19 protein-coding genes are annotated in these 15,853 nt (G+C 42.1%); 8 read left to right on the top strand and 11 right to left on the bottom strand.

The features are described from left to right. Positions 1-7: 7 nt before the first annotated feature. Positions 8-514, bottom strand: a complete 507-nt coding sequence (locus ACEN9X_RS00865) for a hypothetical protein (RefSeq protein ID WP_413668605.1) — start codon at positions 512-514, stop codon at positions 8-10. Positions 515-775: 261 nt separating this feature from the next. Here ACEN9X_RS00865 and ACEN9X_RS00860 point away from each other — a divergent pair, with 261 nt between their 5' ends. Then, a complete protein-coding gene (locus tag ACEN9X_RS00860) occupies positions 776-1,177 on the top strand; it encodes a hypothetical protein (protein WP_413668604.1) in 402 nt (133 codons plus the stop codon). 34 nt (positions 1,178-1,211) lie between these two features. Here the strand turns inward: ACEN9X_RS00860 and ACEN9X_RS00855 are convergent, their stop codons facing one another. Together ACEN9X_RS00855 and ACEN9X_RS00850 are read right to left on the bottom strand one after the other, a co-directional pair. Beyond that, positions 1,212-1,877: a response regulator gene (locus tag ACEN9X_RS00855; RefSeq protein WP_413668603.1), complete on the bottom strand. Its 666-nt coding sequence runs from the start codon at positions 1,875-1,877 to the stop codon at positions 1,212-1,214. Positions 1,878-2,239: 362 nt separating this feature from the next. Further along, positions 2,240-2,650: a DUF1348 family protein gene (locus ACEN9X_RS00850; protein ID WP_413668602.1), complete on the bottom strand. Its 411-nt coding sequence runs from the start codon at positions 2,648-2,650 to the stop codon at positions 2,240-2,242. A gap of 141 nt (positions 2,651-2,791) precedes the next feature. On the opposite strand from ACEN9X_RS00850, the gene ACEN9X_RS00845 reads away from it, so the two are divergent. Continuing rightward, positions 2,792-3,220: a DUF1801 domain-containing protein gene (locus ACEN9X_RS00845; RefSeq protein WP_413668601.1), complete on the top strand. Its 429-nt coding sequence runs from the start codon at positions 2,792-2,794 to the stop codon at positions 3,218-3,220. Between the two features lie 13 nt (positions 3,221-3,233). After that, a complete protein-coding gene (locus ACEN9X_RS00840; RefSeq protein ID WP_413668600.1) occupies positions 3,234-3,929 on the top strand; it encodes an ankyrin repeat domain-containing protein in 696 nt (231 codons plus the stop codon). 50 nt (positions 3,930-3,979) lie between these two features. Here ACEN9X_RS00840 and ACEN9X_RS00835 read toward each other — a convergent pair whose 3' ends face one another. Next, positions 3,980-4,945, bottom strand: coding sequence for a helix-turn-helix transcriptional regulator (locus tag ACEN9X_RS00835; protein ID WP_413668599.1), 966 nt, complete (start codon positions 4,943-4,945; stop codon positions 3,980-3,982). Positions 4,946-5,042: 97 nt separating this feature from the next. Here ACEN9X_RS00835 and ACEN9X_RS00830 point away from each other — a divergent pair, with 97 nt between their 5' ends. The 4 genes from ACEN9X_RS00830 to argS all read left to right on the top strand — a co-directional run bounded on the left by ACEN9X_RS00830 (position 5,043) and on the right by argS (position 10,506). Further along, positions 5,043-7,130, top strand: coding sequence for a TonB-dependent receptor plug domain-containing protein (locus ACEN9X_RS00830; protein ID WP_413668598.1), 2,088 nt, complete (start codon positions 5,043-5,045; stop codon positions 7,128-7,130). 27 nt (positions 7,131-7,157) lie between these two features. Beyond that, positions 7,158-7,772: an HmuY family protein gene (locus ACEN9X_RS00825; protein WP_413668597.1), complete on the top strand. Its 615-nt coding sequence runs from the start codon at positions 7,158-7,160 to the stop codon at positions 7,770-7,772. Between the two features lie 74 nt (positions 7,773-7,846). Continuing rightward, a complete protein-coding gene (locus ACEN9X_RS00820) occupies positions 7,847-8,338 on the top strand; it encodes a cupin domain-containing protein (RefSeq protein WP_413668596.1) in 492 nt (163 codons plus the stop codon). Between the two features lie 239 nt (positions 8,339-8,577). Beyond that, positions 8,578-10,506, top strand: coding sequence for an arginine--tRNA ligase (argS, locus tag ACEN9X_RS00815; RefSeq protein ID WP_413668595.1), 1,929 nt, complete (start codon positions 8,578-8,580; stop codon positions 10,504-10,506). A 116-nt stretch (positions 10,507-10,622) separates the two neighbouring features. Here the strand turns inward: argS and ACEN9X_RS00810 are convergent, their stop codons facing one another. From ACEN9X_RS00810 to ACEN9X_RS00785, 6 genes are all read right to left on the bottom strand, one after another. Then, the gene (locus tag ACEN9X_RS00810) at positions 10,623-10,913 is read right to left on the bottom strand and encodes a hypothetical protein (protein WP_413668594.1); all 291 of its coding nucleotides are present in this window, start codon (positions 10,911-10,913) and stop codon (positions 10,623-10,625) included. 69 nt (positions 10,914-10,982) lie between these two features. After that, entirely contained in the window at positions 10,983-11,873 is an 891-nt protein-coding gene (locus ACEN9X_RS00805; protein WP_413668593.1) for a 3-hydroxybutyryl-CoA dehydrogenase, read from the bottom strand. Between the two features lie 50 nt (positions 11,874-11,923). Continuing rightward, entirely contained in the window at positions 11,924-12,541 is a 618-nt protein-coding gene (gene bioD / locus ACEN9X_RS00800) for a dethiobiotin synthase (RefSeq protein WP_413668592.1), read from the bottom strand. Further along, positions 12,531-13,667, bottom strand: a complete 1,137-nt coding sequence (locus tag ACEN9X_RS00795; RefSeq protein WP_413668591.1) for an aminotransferase class I/II-fold pyridoxal phosphate-dependent enzyme — start codon at positions 13,665-13,667, stop codon at positions 12,531-12,533. Before ACEN9X_RS00795 ends, bioD begins: the two co-directional genes overlap by 11 nt. 66 nt (positions 13,668-13,733) lie before the next feature. Continuing rightward, positions 13,734-14,093 (bottom strand): hypothetical protein, encoded by a 360-nt coding sequence (locus ACEN9X_RS00790; RefSeq protein ID WP_413668590.1) that lies wholly within the window; start codon positions 14,091-14,093, stop codon positions 13,734-13,736. Between the two features lie 74 nt (positions 14,094-14,167). Next, positions 14,168-14,944: an XRE family transcriptional regulator gene (locus ACEN9X_RS00785; protein ID WP_413668589.1), complete on the bottom strand. Its 777-nt coding sequence runs from the start codon at positions 14,942-14,944 to the stop codon at positions 14,168-14,170. Positions 14,945-15,030: 86 nt separating this feature from the next. Here ACEN9X_RS00785 and ACEN9X_RS00780 point away from each other — a divergent pair, with 86 nt between their 5' ends. Continuing rightward, positions 15,031-15,387, top strand: a complete 357-nt coding sequence (locus ACEN9X_RS00780) for a GIY-YIG nuclease family protein (RefSeq protein WP_330858928.1) — start codon at positions 15,031-15,033, stop codon at positions 15,385-15,387. On the opposite strand, the gene msrB is transcribed toward ACEN9X_RS00780, so the two are convergent. Then, positions 15,374-15,853: a peptide-methionine (R)-S-oxide reductase MsrB gene (msrB, locus tag ACEN9X_RS00775; RefSeq protein WP_413668588.1), complete on the bottom strand. Its 480-nt coding sequence runs from the start codon at positions 15,851-15,853 to the stop codon at positions 15,374-15,376. The two genes, ACEN9X_RS00780 and msrB, sit on opposite strands and share 14 nt — an antisense overlap.

Genomic DNA, 15,853 nt, shown 5'->3' with positions numbered 1-15,853 from the left:
ATAGCAATTATATGGCAGGGCTAAATCCCTTGCGTTGGCTCTTCAGTTTAATTGCCTGGTATATCATAATGATGATAAATAATACCAGTAAAATTAAAAGCCCCATTTTTACTACAGGCGAATCGGGCCCATCGGCCAGTGGTTGTTCAACAGGGAGCCTTGTAAGCGTTTCAACCACAGCCGGTATCAATGAAAAAAATAATGTTGCCGTCATACCTACGGTTTGTACATAATCGGCCTTGCCGCCAAAAATGCGCAATGACGGAGCATAATAGACGATTGGTAATAATATCAGGATTAAAATTGAAAGGTTATGAGCACTGCTCAGGTGACCGGTTTTCATAACGAGGAATGATGACAAACAGGCCAGCACAGTGAAGATGCCATAAAGTTTTCCGTTTTTGGTGTTAGGAATGATCTTACCGTCCTGAAACAAGGCAATAAAACCGATAGCAACCCCTACAAGACTTATTGCAGTATGGATAACTCCGAACGTTGATAAATGATTTGGCATGGTGATGTGTTTTAAGGTTAGTGATATTGTTGTGATTTATTATTTATTAACGAGCCTTATGGTTAATTCAATACTTATGCCTTGTTTTCATCTTGTTGATAATGAATATTTTAACGCTGTGCATGACCCAGGGATGACGAAATGTCGTAACGAATTGCCATTACTAACGGAATATAGTAAATATCAGCTACTTAACACTAATGCAAACTTATGTGTGGTATTAAGGGTTAGTTAAAATAGTTGCATTTAAATCAAAGACAAATGTTAAGCATTTATTATAAGATTTGGGTTGATGCCATTACCCAGGAGAGGGCAAAGAAGGGGACAGACGGTAATTGGAAAGCATTTACAATTATCCCTATATCATTAATTCAGGGTGTTAACCTGTTAACCCTGTTGTTTATTCTTCGATTTTTTACGGATATCCCTATCCTTTTTACGCTCGACCTAACCCGGGATAAAGCCATAAATGCTTTTATTGCCGGGTTACTCGTGTTTTTTATCCCCTTTGTAATATTAAATTACCTGCTCATTTTTAACAATGACCGCTATAATAAGTTGATGAGCTTATATCCGGGCAGGGGAAGTAAACTCTACCGCAATTATGTATTGATTAGTCTGGGAATCATTGTGATCCCTTTTGTATTTAAGCTGATTTTTTAAAATATTATCAAACAGATCGCTATCAGTAAAGGCCTTAAACAGTTATGATCTGATTTTTGATAGCAAAAAGCACCATGCCGGTTCTTGATTTAAGCCCAAACTTCAGAAATAATGATTCGCGGTAGTTATCGATAGTATGTGGGCTCAGGTTCATTTCATCCGCAATTTGCCTGTAGGTAAGTTCTGAGCAGCTTAGTTTCAGAAAGGTAAGCTCATTTGACGTAAGTTCTTTCGATTTATCGGCCGGTGTGTTTTTATTTTGCATGGTATACAACAATTTACCGCTTACCAGTTCATTAAGGTAATATCCATGCTTTTGGATGGTTTGCATTGCATAAACTACGTCCCTGATTTTTGATTCCTTAAGCATGTAGCCAACAGCTCCATTCTTAAGCATGTTTATGATCGGTTTATCTTCGTCAGACATGCTTAACGCAAGTACTTTCACCGTTGGGTGGTTTTCCCGCAGCCAGGCAGTAGCTTTATAGCCATCCATCACAGGCATGGTAATGTCCATCAACACAATATCAGGCAAGGGCGACTTTTTAAGTTTACTGATCATATCCTCCCCGTTTTCAGCGTCGAAAAGGACTTCAACCTCATTAAAATCTTCGAGCAGGCTAATCATACCCTGCCTGAACAAAGTGTGGTTATCGATAATAGCAATTTTTATAGGGGCGGCTGAAATAGCAGTTTGCATTAATTAAAGGTTATATCTGTTAACTGGGGTTAGCTATAATGCAAAGTAGGAAAAATAATGTACTTATATTTCATTTTATTATCTGTTTTGAACTAAAAAAAGGGCGATTTCACCCTTTCTGATTTTTAGTACTTAAACGAAATTTGAGATAGAAAGATAATCCCGATTTAATATTTGTACCCCTGATAAGAATAAAAATGTTGGAGTGTTAATGACCGTTAAAGGCGCGAGAATGTATAAATCACTTTGAACGCCTATAAATCTAACCAAAGAGGAACCCTAAACCTTTTTACTTGATTATTTTAACATTGATGTTAACCCCTTATAAAGGCCGGCGGCTTGTATAAGGGGTTATTTTATTTTTACAACCGCCGGTCTTCTTGTTTGATGGGCAAATCATTGATGCTGGCATAGCGTTTTTGCATGAGCCCGTTTTGGTCAAACTCCCAGTTCTCGTTACCATAAGCGCGGAACCATTCACCTTCGGCATTGTGATATTCATATTCAAACCGTACTGCAATTCGGTTATCTGTAAAAGCCCACAGCTCTTTTTTTAGTTTATAGTTGAGTTCCTTTTGCCATTTGCGGGTTAAAAATTCAACAACCTGTTCGCGGCCGTTCACAAATTCCGAGCGGTTGCGCCATTCGGTGTCAATTGTATATGCTAATGAAACTCTTGCCGGATCCTGGCTGTTCCAGGCGTCTTCGGCTAATTGCACTTTTTGAGTGGCGGTTTCAAAATTAAAAGGGGGGAGTGGCAGCTTCTGTTCCATGATGGTAATATTCTGATTTGATACACCAAAGTTAAGATGATGCAGGCTTGTTTTGTGGTACTATTTAAGGTTCCTTTGGTATTAACTACTCTTTTTTTTAACTTAGATAAAGCCTCAAAACTAATCTATTGCCTGTTTGTCATGAAAGCCAAAGTCGCCAAACCAGTCACACTTGCCGATTCGGCCGGTGTAGATGCCTATATGCAAAAGCTCGATCATCCATTAAAGGAGGTTTTAGAAGCGTTGAGAAAAATCATCCTGACTGTTGACGATGAAATTGGGGAGCATATCAAGTGGAATGCACCGAGTTTTTTATATACTGGTGAAATGAAACCCTTTGATCCTAAAGAGTATAAGAGATATATCATAGTTACAAACGTATACCAAAAAGATTGTATCAGGCTGGTATTTCCTACTGGAGCAAAGATTAATGATACATCAGGTTTGCTATCCGGCGATTATGCAGACGGCCGCCAGTTAGCTTTTTTTCACAATATGGACGAAGTGGCGGCAAAAGAAGGAGCTTTGCGAAACGCCATAAAAACCTGGTTGACTTTGCTGGATAAATAAAAGGGAAAAAGCCATGATCAAATTTATTCAGCACATAAAAGATCTCAATGTTGAAGCTGTTAAAGCGATGATCGAAAAGGATCACAAATGGCTTACCTGGGCAGAGGACAGCGGTAAAAACGCGCTTCATTACCTGTGCGGTATTGAAATCGCCAAACGCCCGGCACAAGCCGAAGATAGCCTGGCCATGCTTAAATTATTGCTGGCAAAGGGCATGGATCTTAATTCCGTTCACCGGATCAAAGAGGACTGCGGGTTTTTCCCGGCCACACCGCTTTGGTACGCCTATACGAGGGGGCGAAATGAGCTGTTATATAAATATCTGCTGGCCAAAGGTGCTGATCCCGAGCATTGTATGTATGCCATCGCCTGGTACAACGATGTTATAGCTGCCGGATTGTTCAAAAGTTACGGGGCACAAACTGATAATGGTATTGGCATTGATACCCCGTTCATGGCTGCATACAACTGGAAACGCTTTGAAGTGGCCGAATGGTTTTTAAGTAATGGCGCCGATGTAAACTTTGCTGATAAAGATGGTAATACGGCACTGTTTTACGCAGTGAAACGGAAATTTAAACTGGATCAGATCCGATTGTTGATGAGGTTTGACGCCGATTTTAATAAAGAGAACAAGCAGGGGATCTCAGCTAAGAAACTGGCAGAACAGAATAACCAGACAGGGATTTTGAAGTTGTTTAAGGAGTGATTAGTAAACGATTATGTAGAGACGCATCACATGGAATTATAAACTCAATATTACATCCAGGTCCAGCACCCCATCATAATAAACATGAGTTTGCCAACCTTACTTGGCAGCATATCATAGTGTTTTTTAAAAGCTGCTGTAAAATGATGTGCGTTTTTATAGCCCACGGTTTCGGCCACTTCGCTGACGCTGCGACCGTCTTGGAGTAATTTATGGGCGAGATTCATCCTGAGTTCGGCCAGGTAACCAAAAACAGTGTTGCCAAACAATGCTTTAAACCCCTTTTTTAGTTTAAAATCATTAAGCCCGGTTTTGCGCGAAAGCTCGGTTAATGAGCATGGCTGTTTTAAATTTTGCTCCACTATATTTCTGGCTTCCAGTAAGCGGGTTTTATCACTTTCGCTTAAAATAGGTTGCAAAATTGTTTCCTCTGGTTGATGCAATTTGATTAGTAAATCCACTATGCCGGCTTCAAGCAACAGGCGTTTTAAATAAGGGCTTTGGGCATTGTCTAAAATGTTGTTACTGATGGATTGTGCCTTGGTATTCAGATCCTTTTTAATCAAATGATCGGGGTGTTTTTTTACATCGTCAGGCAAAGCACCCTGGGCAGATAACTTTTCTATAAATGATTCATCAATACATATGGTCAACATCGAGGTGTTACCATGGAGTAATACATTGACATTTAGGTTGGCCCTGCAAATGGAATAACTATTGCCCTTACTTATTCTTATCGATGTTTTCCCGGGGGCAACTTCCGTTTTACCATCCAACATGAAAAGCATGACCCTACCTGGCTTAGGGCAATCAATACTAATAGAGAACGACCGGGTAGAATCAAGAATACTGTATACAACACAAATCCCATCAAACCAGCATTCATTTATTTTAACACCGCCGTCGGTAAATCTTATTTCGTGACCTCTCTCCTCAAGGCATGCGGCGGTAAAACCTTCCGGGTAGTGTAATTGAATATAGTTGGTTTGTGAAGCAGTGGTAGGGGCAGTGTGCATAAAATCCGTTTAGCGTTGTTTTCAATCCGTTTGGCGTTAACCAAATAGGTTAGCTATGCTACAAATTTGCATCATTATTTTTAATTAGTCTAAATAAATGAAAATTATTCTTCCTTTGATACTTGTCTTGTTGGTTTCAACTGTTGCTTTTGCACAACGCGACACAACAGGGAAGGATAGCACTAAGCAATTAAAAGAGGTGGTAGTAACAGGTACCCGAACCGCAAAAAGTTTACAGCAGGTACCTATCCCGATAACCCGCATCACATCCGAAGAAATAAAAAAACGAGGGTTGGTGCGCCTCAACGAGGTTTTATCTGAACAAACCGGCATTAACATTTTGGATGATCCGCACGGACAGGGCATCCAGATCCAGGGTTTTGATCCGGCTTATACCCTCATCCTGATAGATGGCTTGCCGCTGATTGGTCGCAGTACTGGTATCCTGGAGCTATCAAGGATCTCCACCAATAATATCGACAGGATAGAAATAGTTAAAGGCCCTACATCTTCCCTTTACGGCTCGGAGGCAATGGCCGGCGTAGTGAACATCATTACAGCCGAGCCAGCCAAAGGCTTTTCGGGTGGCGCGGCCGGGCGGTATGGTACCAATAGAAATGCCGATATCTCCCTGAACTCATCATACAAAACGGATAAATTTTACATCAGCGGTTTTGCCAACCGCAATAGCAGCGGAGGCTACAGCCTGCAACCGGCATCAGGCATTCCAACGGTTTCGCCTTTTCATGGCTATACACTTAACGGCAAAACAGCTTATCGCTTTGATGATAATACCAGTCTGAAGTTATCTGTAAGGTATTTTACCAATGATCAGGACAGCCGTTTTTCGGTTGATAATAACCGCTTTGCTTCAGGTAAAGGCACCGAAAAGGATTTCAATATCGCGCCTGTACTTACCCATCGCTTCAGCAAAAAGGATGTTTCAGTGTTGCAGCTTTACCGCTCGGTTTATAAAACCAATTCGGATATCAGGTATGAGGATGACAATGCAGTTTACGATCAAACTTACTTTACCCAAACCTTTAACCGTGCCGAGGTACAGGACGATTATGCGGTTCGGGATAATTTAAAGTTGACAGCAGGTGTTGGCGGCCAGTATGAAACTGTAGAGGCTACACGCTATACCAAGCAGCAGTCATTTACATGCGGTTACGGTTATTTCCAGGCGGATTGGATCCCGGTAAAAAAGCTTGACATCATAGGAGGCGGCAGGTTTGATGCGCACAGTGTTTATAAATCGCAGTTTAGTCCTAAACTGGCGGCAAGTTACGCGCTTAGTGATAAGCTTACCATATTAGGTTCGGCAGGTAAAGGATACAAAGCACCTGATTTCAGGCAGCTTTACCTCAACTTTACCAATGCCGAAGTTGGCTATAGTGTATTTGGTTACGAAGAGGCAAAAGCCGGGATAGCGCGCTTACAGCAGGAGGGACAGATTGAAACAGTATTGATTGATCCCTCGACACTTAAAAGATTAAACGCCGAAAGTTCGACAGCTTTCAACTTTGGTTTCAGATATAAACCAGTTACTAAACTTTATTGGACTGCCAACCTGTTTCGCAATAACATCAGCAACCTAATCGAGACAGCTGCCATCGCCCTGAAAACAAACGGGCAATCGGTTTTCTCTTACTTCAATCTCAATAAAGTATATACCCAGGGGGTAGAAACCGATGTTACTTATCAGCTTTTTAAACCCCTTCAAATAGGCGGCGGCTTCCAATACCTCGAAGCATATGACCAGGATGTGCTTGACCAGATCAAAGCTGGCAAGGTTTTCACCAAAGACCCTGAAACCAATCTCACCAAAGTATTAAAACGGAGTGACTATGGCGGTTTGCTCGGCAGGTCAAAATATACCTACAACATCAGGCTCAACTATTACGACAAAAAAACAGGCATCAACACCTCGGTAAGGGCTATTTATCGCGGAAGATATGGCTATAAAGACAGCGATGGCAATGGCATTGTAAACCGGGACGATGAATATACCAACGGCTACATGTTGATCAACGCGTCAGTTTCAAAGCTGTTTATGAATAATGCACTCCGTTTGCAGTTAACTGCGCAAAACCTGTTTAACCATAAAGATCCGCAGGTGATCCTGAACCTGCCCGGCAGGCTTATCTACGTCGGTGTGGCCTACAATTTTAATAAGCAATAATTATTAAACTATCATACATAAACACACATGAACAAATTCAAAACTTTATCATTGGTATTCGGCGCGGCGACTATATTACTGGTATCATCATGCAGTAAAAACAACGACGATCCAACCCCTGCAGCAAGCAAGCTTACCACTAAAACCATTGCTGATCTTGATGGTGCATCAAAGGCAACCGTTTATTTCAGCCTTGCAACAGGAGCAGAGGTTACAGGGGCTGATACTGCTTCTGCTACTAAATGGGACCTTAAATTTAAATCGACCAGCATATTTACAAATGGTGGTACATCAGGCACCGGGACAACCCAGGCCCAGGTAGTGAGCAGCACGTTTGAAACATTAACCACAGCACCAGCAGATGGTTATAAACGCGATGCAACGGGCGCTCCTGCCATTTCGGGCTGGTACACTTATACCGCTACTACCGAGCCGCAGCACGCTATCCTTACCGTACCTGGTAAAATATTCGTGATCAAAACTGCTGACGGCAAATACGCTAAGGTTGAAATGATCAGCTATTACAAGGGCAATCCAAACACTACAACTGCCGCGTTTGCTGATCTTACTACCAGGCCGGCATCACGTTACTATACTTTCCGCTATGCTTACCAGGGCGACGGAACAACAAGCTTCAAATAAGACAGGTTTTCTTTGGTTGGTTAATTATGTCGGAAGTCCCCTGAAAAGGGGGCTTTTTGTTTTATACTTGTTTTATGGAAACTCAAAATGCAGCGTACTATATCCAATTGTTAAACCTGTTCCCCCATCCTGAGGGTGGTTATTACAAAGAGACTTTTCGTTCCGAACAGCAGGTTAACCGTATTGGCGAGACAAATGTTAAAAACGCCTGCACTTCCATTTACTATTTATTAGAGAATGCGGATTTCTCCAGTTTTCATCGTATTGCATCTGATGAGATCTGGTATTTTCACAAGGGGCAGCCATTGGTCATTCACGTGATCCAAAAAGATGGCAGTTTGATAAGTCATGAATTGTCCGATGAAAATACAGGTAGCTTTTCGGTTATTGTACAAGCCGGGCTATGGTTTGCCGCCGAATTAAAAACAGGAGAGGGTTTTGCACTCGTGAGTTGTGCCGTTGCGCCAGGTTTTGATTTTAGCGAGTTTGAAATGGCTAAGCGTGACGAATTGGTGTTACAATATCCTCAGCATGAGGCTTTGTTAACGAGAATGTGCAGGGAATAAGTCGTCGATTGCTGGGATAAACGATATACGAGGCGCCTACCGAGCCCAAAATCAGGTTCGTATTCGGCTCTATAAACACGATACTCCTACGGAGTTTTGGAAGACTGCCATTTTTAACTCCGTAGGAGTATCGTGTTTATAGCATCCCGAAATTCGGCTCCATAGGTGCCGCGTAAACCCAAGCAGAAACATCACCATTTTAATATTTTCAATCCGCCCATTTTATTTAATTTTGCCGAATGGATTTTATTATTGAAGCAGCCGTAAAAGCAGTTAAACAACTATACCAAACTGACATTGAACCGGCTGCCGTTAGCATACAGGAAACCCGTAAGGAGTTTGAAGGACAGGTAACCATAGTAACCTTCCCGTTTACCAAATTTTCGCGCAAGGGGCCTGAACAAACAGGTGCCGAAATAGGGGAGTTCTTAAAAAACGAGTTGAAAGAAGTTGCTTCCTTTAACGTGATCAAAGGTTTCCTTAATCTTTCTATCAGCGATGAATACTGGATCAGCCAGTTATATAATCATATTACTGCCGATGATTTCGCGGTAGCAAAACCTAATGGGCAAAAGGTAATGGTGGAGTATTCATCTCCCAATACCAATAAACCGCTGCACCTGGGCCATATCCGTAACAATCTGTTAGGTTATTCGGTTGCTGAGATCCTTGCTGCCGATGGGTATGAGGTGATCAAAACCAACTTGGTTAATGACCGCGGAATCCATATCTGTAAATCCATGCTGGCCTGGCAAAAGTTCGGCAATGGCGAAACTCCCGAATCATCAGGCATGAAGGGCGATCACCTGGTTGGTAAATATTATGTATTGTTTGATAAGGAACTGAGGGAACAGCTTAAGCCCGTATTGCATGAGGTTTATGAAAAACTCAATCTCTCCGCCTTTAAAGAAAACCAGCAGGTAAAAATAGAAGAATTATTAGCTACCATAGCCAAGGTTAAGGAAAAACGCGCACAAACCGACGAGGCAAACAAAAAGCTAATCGGTGAGTTGGATGATAAAATAGCCGGCGAGGAAGATAAGATCAAGGAGATAGCCAAAAATGCTACACCTATCATGATTGAAACTCAGCAGATGCTGCAAAAATGGGAAGCCGGCGATGAAGAGGTAATGAACCTTTGGAGAACCATGAACGGTTGGGTTTATGCAGGATTTGCTGAAACCTATAAGCAACTTGGTGTTGATTTTGATAAATACTACTACGAATCGAACACTTACCTTTTAGGTAAAGATATTATTGAAGAAGGCCTTGCAAAAGGTGTATTCTTTAAAAAAGCAGATAACTCGGTTTGGATAGACCTTACTTCAGATGGTCTTGACGAAAAGCTTGTACTTCGTGGTGATGGCACTTCGGTTTACATTACCCAGGATATGGGTACAGCACAGTTGAAGTATAATGATTACCATATGGATAAATCCATCTATGTGGTAGGTAACGAGCAGGATTATCACTTTAAAGTGTTGTTCCTGATACTGCAGAAATTGGGTAAAATCGGTTCGGATGGGTTATTTCACCTTTCATATGGTATGGTTGATTTACCATCGGGCAAAATGAAATCACGTGAAGGTACAGTAGTTGATGCCGATGACCTGATGGCCGAAATGGAAACTACAGCTAAAGAACAAACCGAAGCCATGGGCAAAGTTGATGCTTTTAGCGAAGAAGATAAGGTTGCGTTATATCATACTATAGGTATGGGAGCCCTAAAATATTTCCTGTTAAAAGTTGATCCCAAAAAACGTTTGCTGTTTGATCCAAACGAATCGGTAGATTTTCAGGGACATACCGGGCCATTTATTCAATATACCCATGCCCGTATCAAATCAGTGCTAAGCAGGGCTGATTATAATGCTGAAATTAAACCGGTTGTAACTGAATTGGCAGGTGTTGAACGCGATCTGATCGTGTTGCTCAACAAATATCCCGAAACAGTGAAAGAAGCGGCGAAAGGTTACAGCCCGGCTGTTATTGCCAATTACGTGTATGAGCTTGCCAAAACGTACAACAAGTTCTACCACGAAAAATCGATATTGCAGGCTGAAGACGAGGATTCAAAACAATTCCGTTTAGCCTTATCTGCATCATCAGCTAAAGTGATCAGCAAAGGCATGAAGCTTTTGGGTATTGAAGTGCCTGAAAGGATGTAGAGCCCCCTAACCCCCTAAAGGGGGAACAATGATTGTTAATACAAAAGCCTTTAGCAGACAATCGCTAAAGGCTTTTCTTTTTATAACTCCCCCTTTAGGGGGCTGGGGGGGCGAGATTATCTCCAATATCCCCTCACCCAAACATAACCACGATTGGTTGGTTGCCAGTGGCCTTGTACGTATACGTGATTATATCGTGGTCGCGCGTAAAAGCCTTGACGGTAAACGTAGTGGTTACCGCGCCAAACCCATTCGCCGGGTACCCAAACGGCATTAGGGTAAGGAGCTATCGGGCGCACATAAACCGGTTCAACCGGTTGTTCGGTTACATAAGCCTGGCTTGAGCATGATGCAAATAATGAGCCTGTTAAGGCGAGTACTATTCCTAATTTAGCAATGCTTTTCATTTTCAGATGTTTTTAGTTGTTCAGTATAATTACTATTGACAACCTCCAACATCGAAAGTTTAACCGGGTTTAGGCGCTAAATTTATCAGCTACAACCAAATCCTTGCTGCCTGGGGTGTATTTATAAAACCCGCTGCCCGTTTTGGCCCCTAAATGGCCTGCAGTTACCATATTTACCAATAGCGGACAAGGGGCGTATTTAGGGTTGCCAAAGCCATCATGTAAAACTTTTAAAATGGCAAGGCAAACATCAAGACCTATAAAATCAGCCAGTTGCAGTGGACCCATAGGGTGGGCCATACCCAGTTTCATCACCGTATCAATTTCCTGAACGCCGGCAACGCCCTCATATAAAGTGTAAATAGCCTCGTTTATCATGGGCATTAAAATGCGGTTGGCTACAAAGCCGGGATAGTCGTTTACCTCCACCGGATCTTTGCCTAAAGTGCGCGAAAGCTCCATGATGGTTTCGGTAACAGCATCGGTAGTAGCATAACCCCGTATTACCTCTACAAGCTTCATTACCGGTACCGGGTTCATAAAATGCATGCCTATTATATTGCCCGGATTTTTGGTAACTGAGGCAATTTTAGTAATAGATATGGATGAGGTATTGGAAGCAACTATTACGGTATCTTTGCAAATGTCGCTAAGCTGCTTAAACAGTTTTAGTTTTATTTCCTGGTTTTCGGTGGCGGCTTCTATTACAAGGTCGGCATGCTGAGCGCCTTCAGTCAGGTCGGTAAAAACCCGGATGCGGCTCAGGGTCTGGGTTTTTGTTTCTTCATTTATAGTACCCTTTTTTACCTGCCTGTCCAGGTTATTGCTGATAGTTTGCAACGCTTTACTCAGGGCGTCATCGCTGATATCAACCAGCGATACTTCAAAGCCATGCTGGGCAAAGGTATGTGCAATGCCGTTACCCATCGTTCCGGAGCCAATTACGGTAATGTTCTTCATAGTATATGTTTAAGAAACCGGCGAAATATCGGTTTATCAAATTGCCGGTGTTACAAGGTAATAAACTTGCCGGCCTCTTTAACAGTTTTTTTGTTGATAGTTTTAAACTCCGGGATCTGCCCGAGATCAGCTACTTCCGAATAATCAAGGATATAGCTTTTTGAATAGATATCCTTATCGCCGTTGAAAATCACACCCATAATAGGGATACCATATTTTTTTAGCGCATGTAACGAAAGCAGGGTATGGTTAATACTGCCCAAATAATGTTTACTTACCAGTATAACTCGTGCGTTAAGCTGTTTAATCAGATCAATGATCAGGAAGTTATCATTCAGGGGCACCATCAAACCACCGGCTCCTTCAATGATCAATTGGTTATCTGTTTTTGGCAGAACGATGTTTTCCAGGTCGATAGTTACTTTATCAAGTGCAGCCGACTTATGGGGAGAAAAAGGCTGTGTGAGGGCATAAGCCTCCGGGAAAAAATGGGTAATCTTATTTGAAATGAGGCTTTTAACTTTAAGCGTATCGCTTTTATCAAGATCGCCTGACTGTATAGGCTTCCAGTAATCCGCGTTTAATTTTTCGGTTAAAATAGCCGAAACCAGTGTTTTACCAATCCCGGTATCGATGCCGGAAATAAATATCGGTTGTTTATCGGGCATGTAGTTGTACAAATTTGTTAATCGTTTTAGCCAGCAAAGTTAACTCATTTTCGGTATTAAAACTATGCAGGCAAATCCTGATGCGTTCGGTGCCCTGCGCAACCGTGGGGCTTAGGATAGGCCTCACATCAAGGTTATTCATTTGCAGTTGCTTAGCGGTTTCCCGGGCCATTTCATTGCTCCCAAGTACAATACATTGTATAGGACTGTCGCTGTTTAATAAATTGAAACTTTCGCCTGTATTTACTTCCTGTTTAAATAATTCAATATTCTTTTTTAGGCTGATGATAGCCTCTTGAGCGTTTCCCAATAACTGATATGCCATTTTGATCGCCGCCTGCTGGTGGAAGGATGCCGCGGTTGTATAGATAAAAGATCGTGCAAAATTGACCAGGTAATTCCGCAGATCATTACTGCCAAGCACTATTGCCCCGTGGCCGCCTAAGGCCTTACCAAATGTTATTACACGGGCAAAAATCCTTTCCGGCAGGCCAAGTTCGCAAACCAATCCCTTAGGATATAAGCCTACCGCGTGTGCTTCATCAACAATGAGGGCAGCGTTATATTTTTCTGTGAGATTAAGGAACTCCAAAAGGGGAGGCGTATCGCCATCCATAGAATAAACACTTTCGATAACCACGTAGCAATTACCTTTAGCTATTTTTAGCTTGGCCTCCAGGCTTTCCAGGTCGTTGTGCCGGAAGCTATAACGATTGGCATAGCTTAATCTTGCGCCGTCGATGACAGAGGCATGCACCAGCTCATCTAAAATTATAGTATCGCCGCGCCGGGCAAGGGACGACAGCAATCCCAGATTAGCATCATAACCCGAATTAAAAAGCAGGCCGGCTTCACTTTGATGATAGGTGGCTATTTGGCTTTCCAGGTCTTCGGCATATTGTATATTGCCCGATAGCAGCCTTGACCCGGCGGCACCATTTAAACTAAGCGGATGGTTATTTACCTCATTTGCTATGTTTTGTTTCAGAACAGGTGAACGGGCAAAGCCCAGATAATCGTTAGAGCAAAAATCAACCAGGCCGTTTTCGGGTTTAAGCTCACGGTATGTGCCTGCTTCCTGCCGCTCCTGTAGTTTGTGTTTTAAAAAATCTTCGGCTGGTTTCAATATCCTTCGTTTTATGCAAAAATAAAAAAAGCGACCATTGGCCGCTTTCTTATATGTGATAATGTTTTACTGGCCACTGCCACCCTGGCGCATGCGGTCCATTCTTTCTTTCATTGCTTTGTCATAGGCAGCAGCCTGCTCTGCTGTTAAAATAGCTTTGATCTTGGTATTGGTTGCTTCCATCATTGGGCGCATGGCTGAGCGCATGGCATCCCTGTCGCCATTGGCAGCAGTGCGCACGCTGTCCATTTTAGTAGCCTGCTCTTTGTAAACTGCGGTGATCTTCGTAGTTTGATCATCTGTTAATTTAAGCTGGGTTTGCAATTCTTTTGCTCTTTCCTCCGGGCTCCTCCTCATACCGCCCTGCGCATGGCTGGCTGCCGAAATCCCTAAAAGGAAGCAGCACATTAACAATAATTTTTTCATAGCTTTTTAATTTAATTTACGTTTTATCAGTATGATAAAGATATATCGTAATAGTTTAAAAAAGCTGATGTAACTTAATTGTTGCCTTGCTGTAAGTTAGATATGGAGCGCTGCATCTGGGCCATCATAGCAGTTAAACTTTCCATGGTAGGCTCTGGCGATGGTGTTGGTAACTGTGTTGAAATATAACCTTTAGCCTTCCATAGTTCCAGTACATCTTCGCCGGATATCTCATAAGGTTCGTAAACCGGATTATCAGAAATAAGCTTTAGCTTTTTGTTTTCTTTAAATTTATTGCCAATGCGTTTATAAACCACACCATCATTTTTAGATATTACTACGTAAGTTTCGCCACTTTTGACGTCGCCCCAATTCTCTACATATTCACCTATTATAATAGTACCGGATACAAGGGGAAGCATGGAGTCGCCTTTGATCTCGAAAGCACGGTAAGTGCCTTGTTTAAACATAGGCAGATAAAACTTCGGAAGCTGTGCGACGTATTCAGGATCGGCATAACCATTAAGGTAACCAGCGCTTGCCTTTACGGGCACCATTTCTATATTTTCATTTTCGTCCTTGTCAACAGAAATACTCAGGATGCGCAGGTTGGCAGGGTTACCTTTTGGCTTTGGCTGCCATTTTTCGTTGATGGTTTCGTTGATGAAGTCATCAATAGTAACATCAAAATAGGTTGCTAATGTTTTTAGTAAGTCGTATTTAGGGTCGGCCCGGTCTTCTTCATATGCGCCTACTAATGAACGTTTTATACCTAATTCGTCCGCAAATTGCTGCTGCGTTAAACCCTTCTTTTTGCGGAGAAACTTAATATTTTGTGAAATTATTGACATAAAATTTGAATTTGCTAAATTTATTAGTAATTTTATGCTCATAAAGTTAGTAATAATTATCTGTTCACCAAATTTTTTATCATAAAATGAAACGTTTTGTTTATATCATTACCGACAGGAACCGTAAAAATCTGCATGTAGGCTTATGTTCAGACCTGATGAAAACCATCCAGTTTTACAGCGAAATGCCAACTTTGTTTTTTGACAATGCACAGCAACTTAACCGTTTGGTTTACTTTGAGGAGATCAATACCGAAGAGCAGGCTATGGAACGTTTTAAAGTGGTGAGCACTTATACCCGTCCGCAAAAAGAAAAAATGATCAGGGCTGTTAACGCCGATTGGATAGACCTGACCATTGGGTTAAAATATGAGCAGGGCTTACGTGTAAGGCCGCAGCTGCGCCCGTCATTAAATGCCAACCGCAGGGTTATGGCTTTTTAATAAACTTTAAAGCCCCTGAGTTCATGCAATACCTTTTGCCGCCGCGGTCGGCAGGGCCATCATCGAATACGTGGCCGAGGTGTAAGCCTGTACTTTTTTCGATAACTTCATCGCGGCTCATGCCGTAGCTGTTATCAGTAATTATTGCTACTTTTTTCGGGTCGAAGGGTTTAACAAAACTTGGCCAGCCCGTACCGCTATCAAATTTATCATCCGAGGTGAATAGTGTGTCGCCGGTTGCGGCACTTACATAAACACCTTTTTCGTGGTTGTTCCAATACTCGTTCTGATATGGTGGCTCGGTGCCGCTTTCAACCATAATATGGTATTGATTGGATGTAAGCGTCTTTTTCCATTCATCGGCCGGCTTGCTCAATTTTCGTTTAGCATCCTGTCCACTGGTGTTTTGACATCCTAATGCTGTCAGGATGCTTAAAGTTATTGCTGTTAAGATGAGTGTTTTCAT

The sequence above is a fragment of the Mucilaginibacter sp. Mucisp86 genome, from assembly GCF_047324315.1.
In the GTDB taxonomy this organism is placed as follows: Bacteria; Bacteroidota; Bacteroidia; order Sphingobacteriales; family Sphingobacteriaceae; genus Mucilaginibacter.
This window is presented reverse-complemented; position numbering and strand designations above follow the sequence as displayed.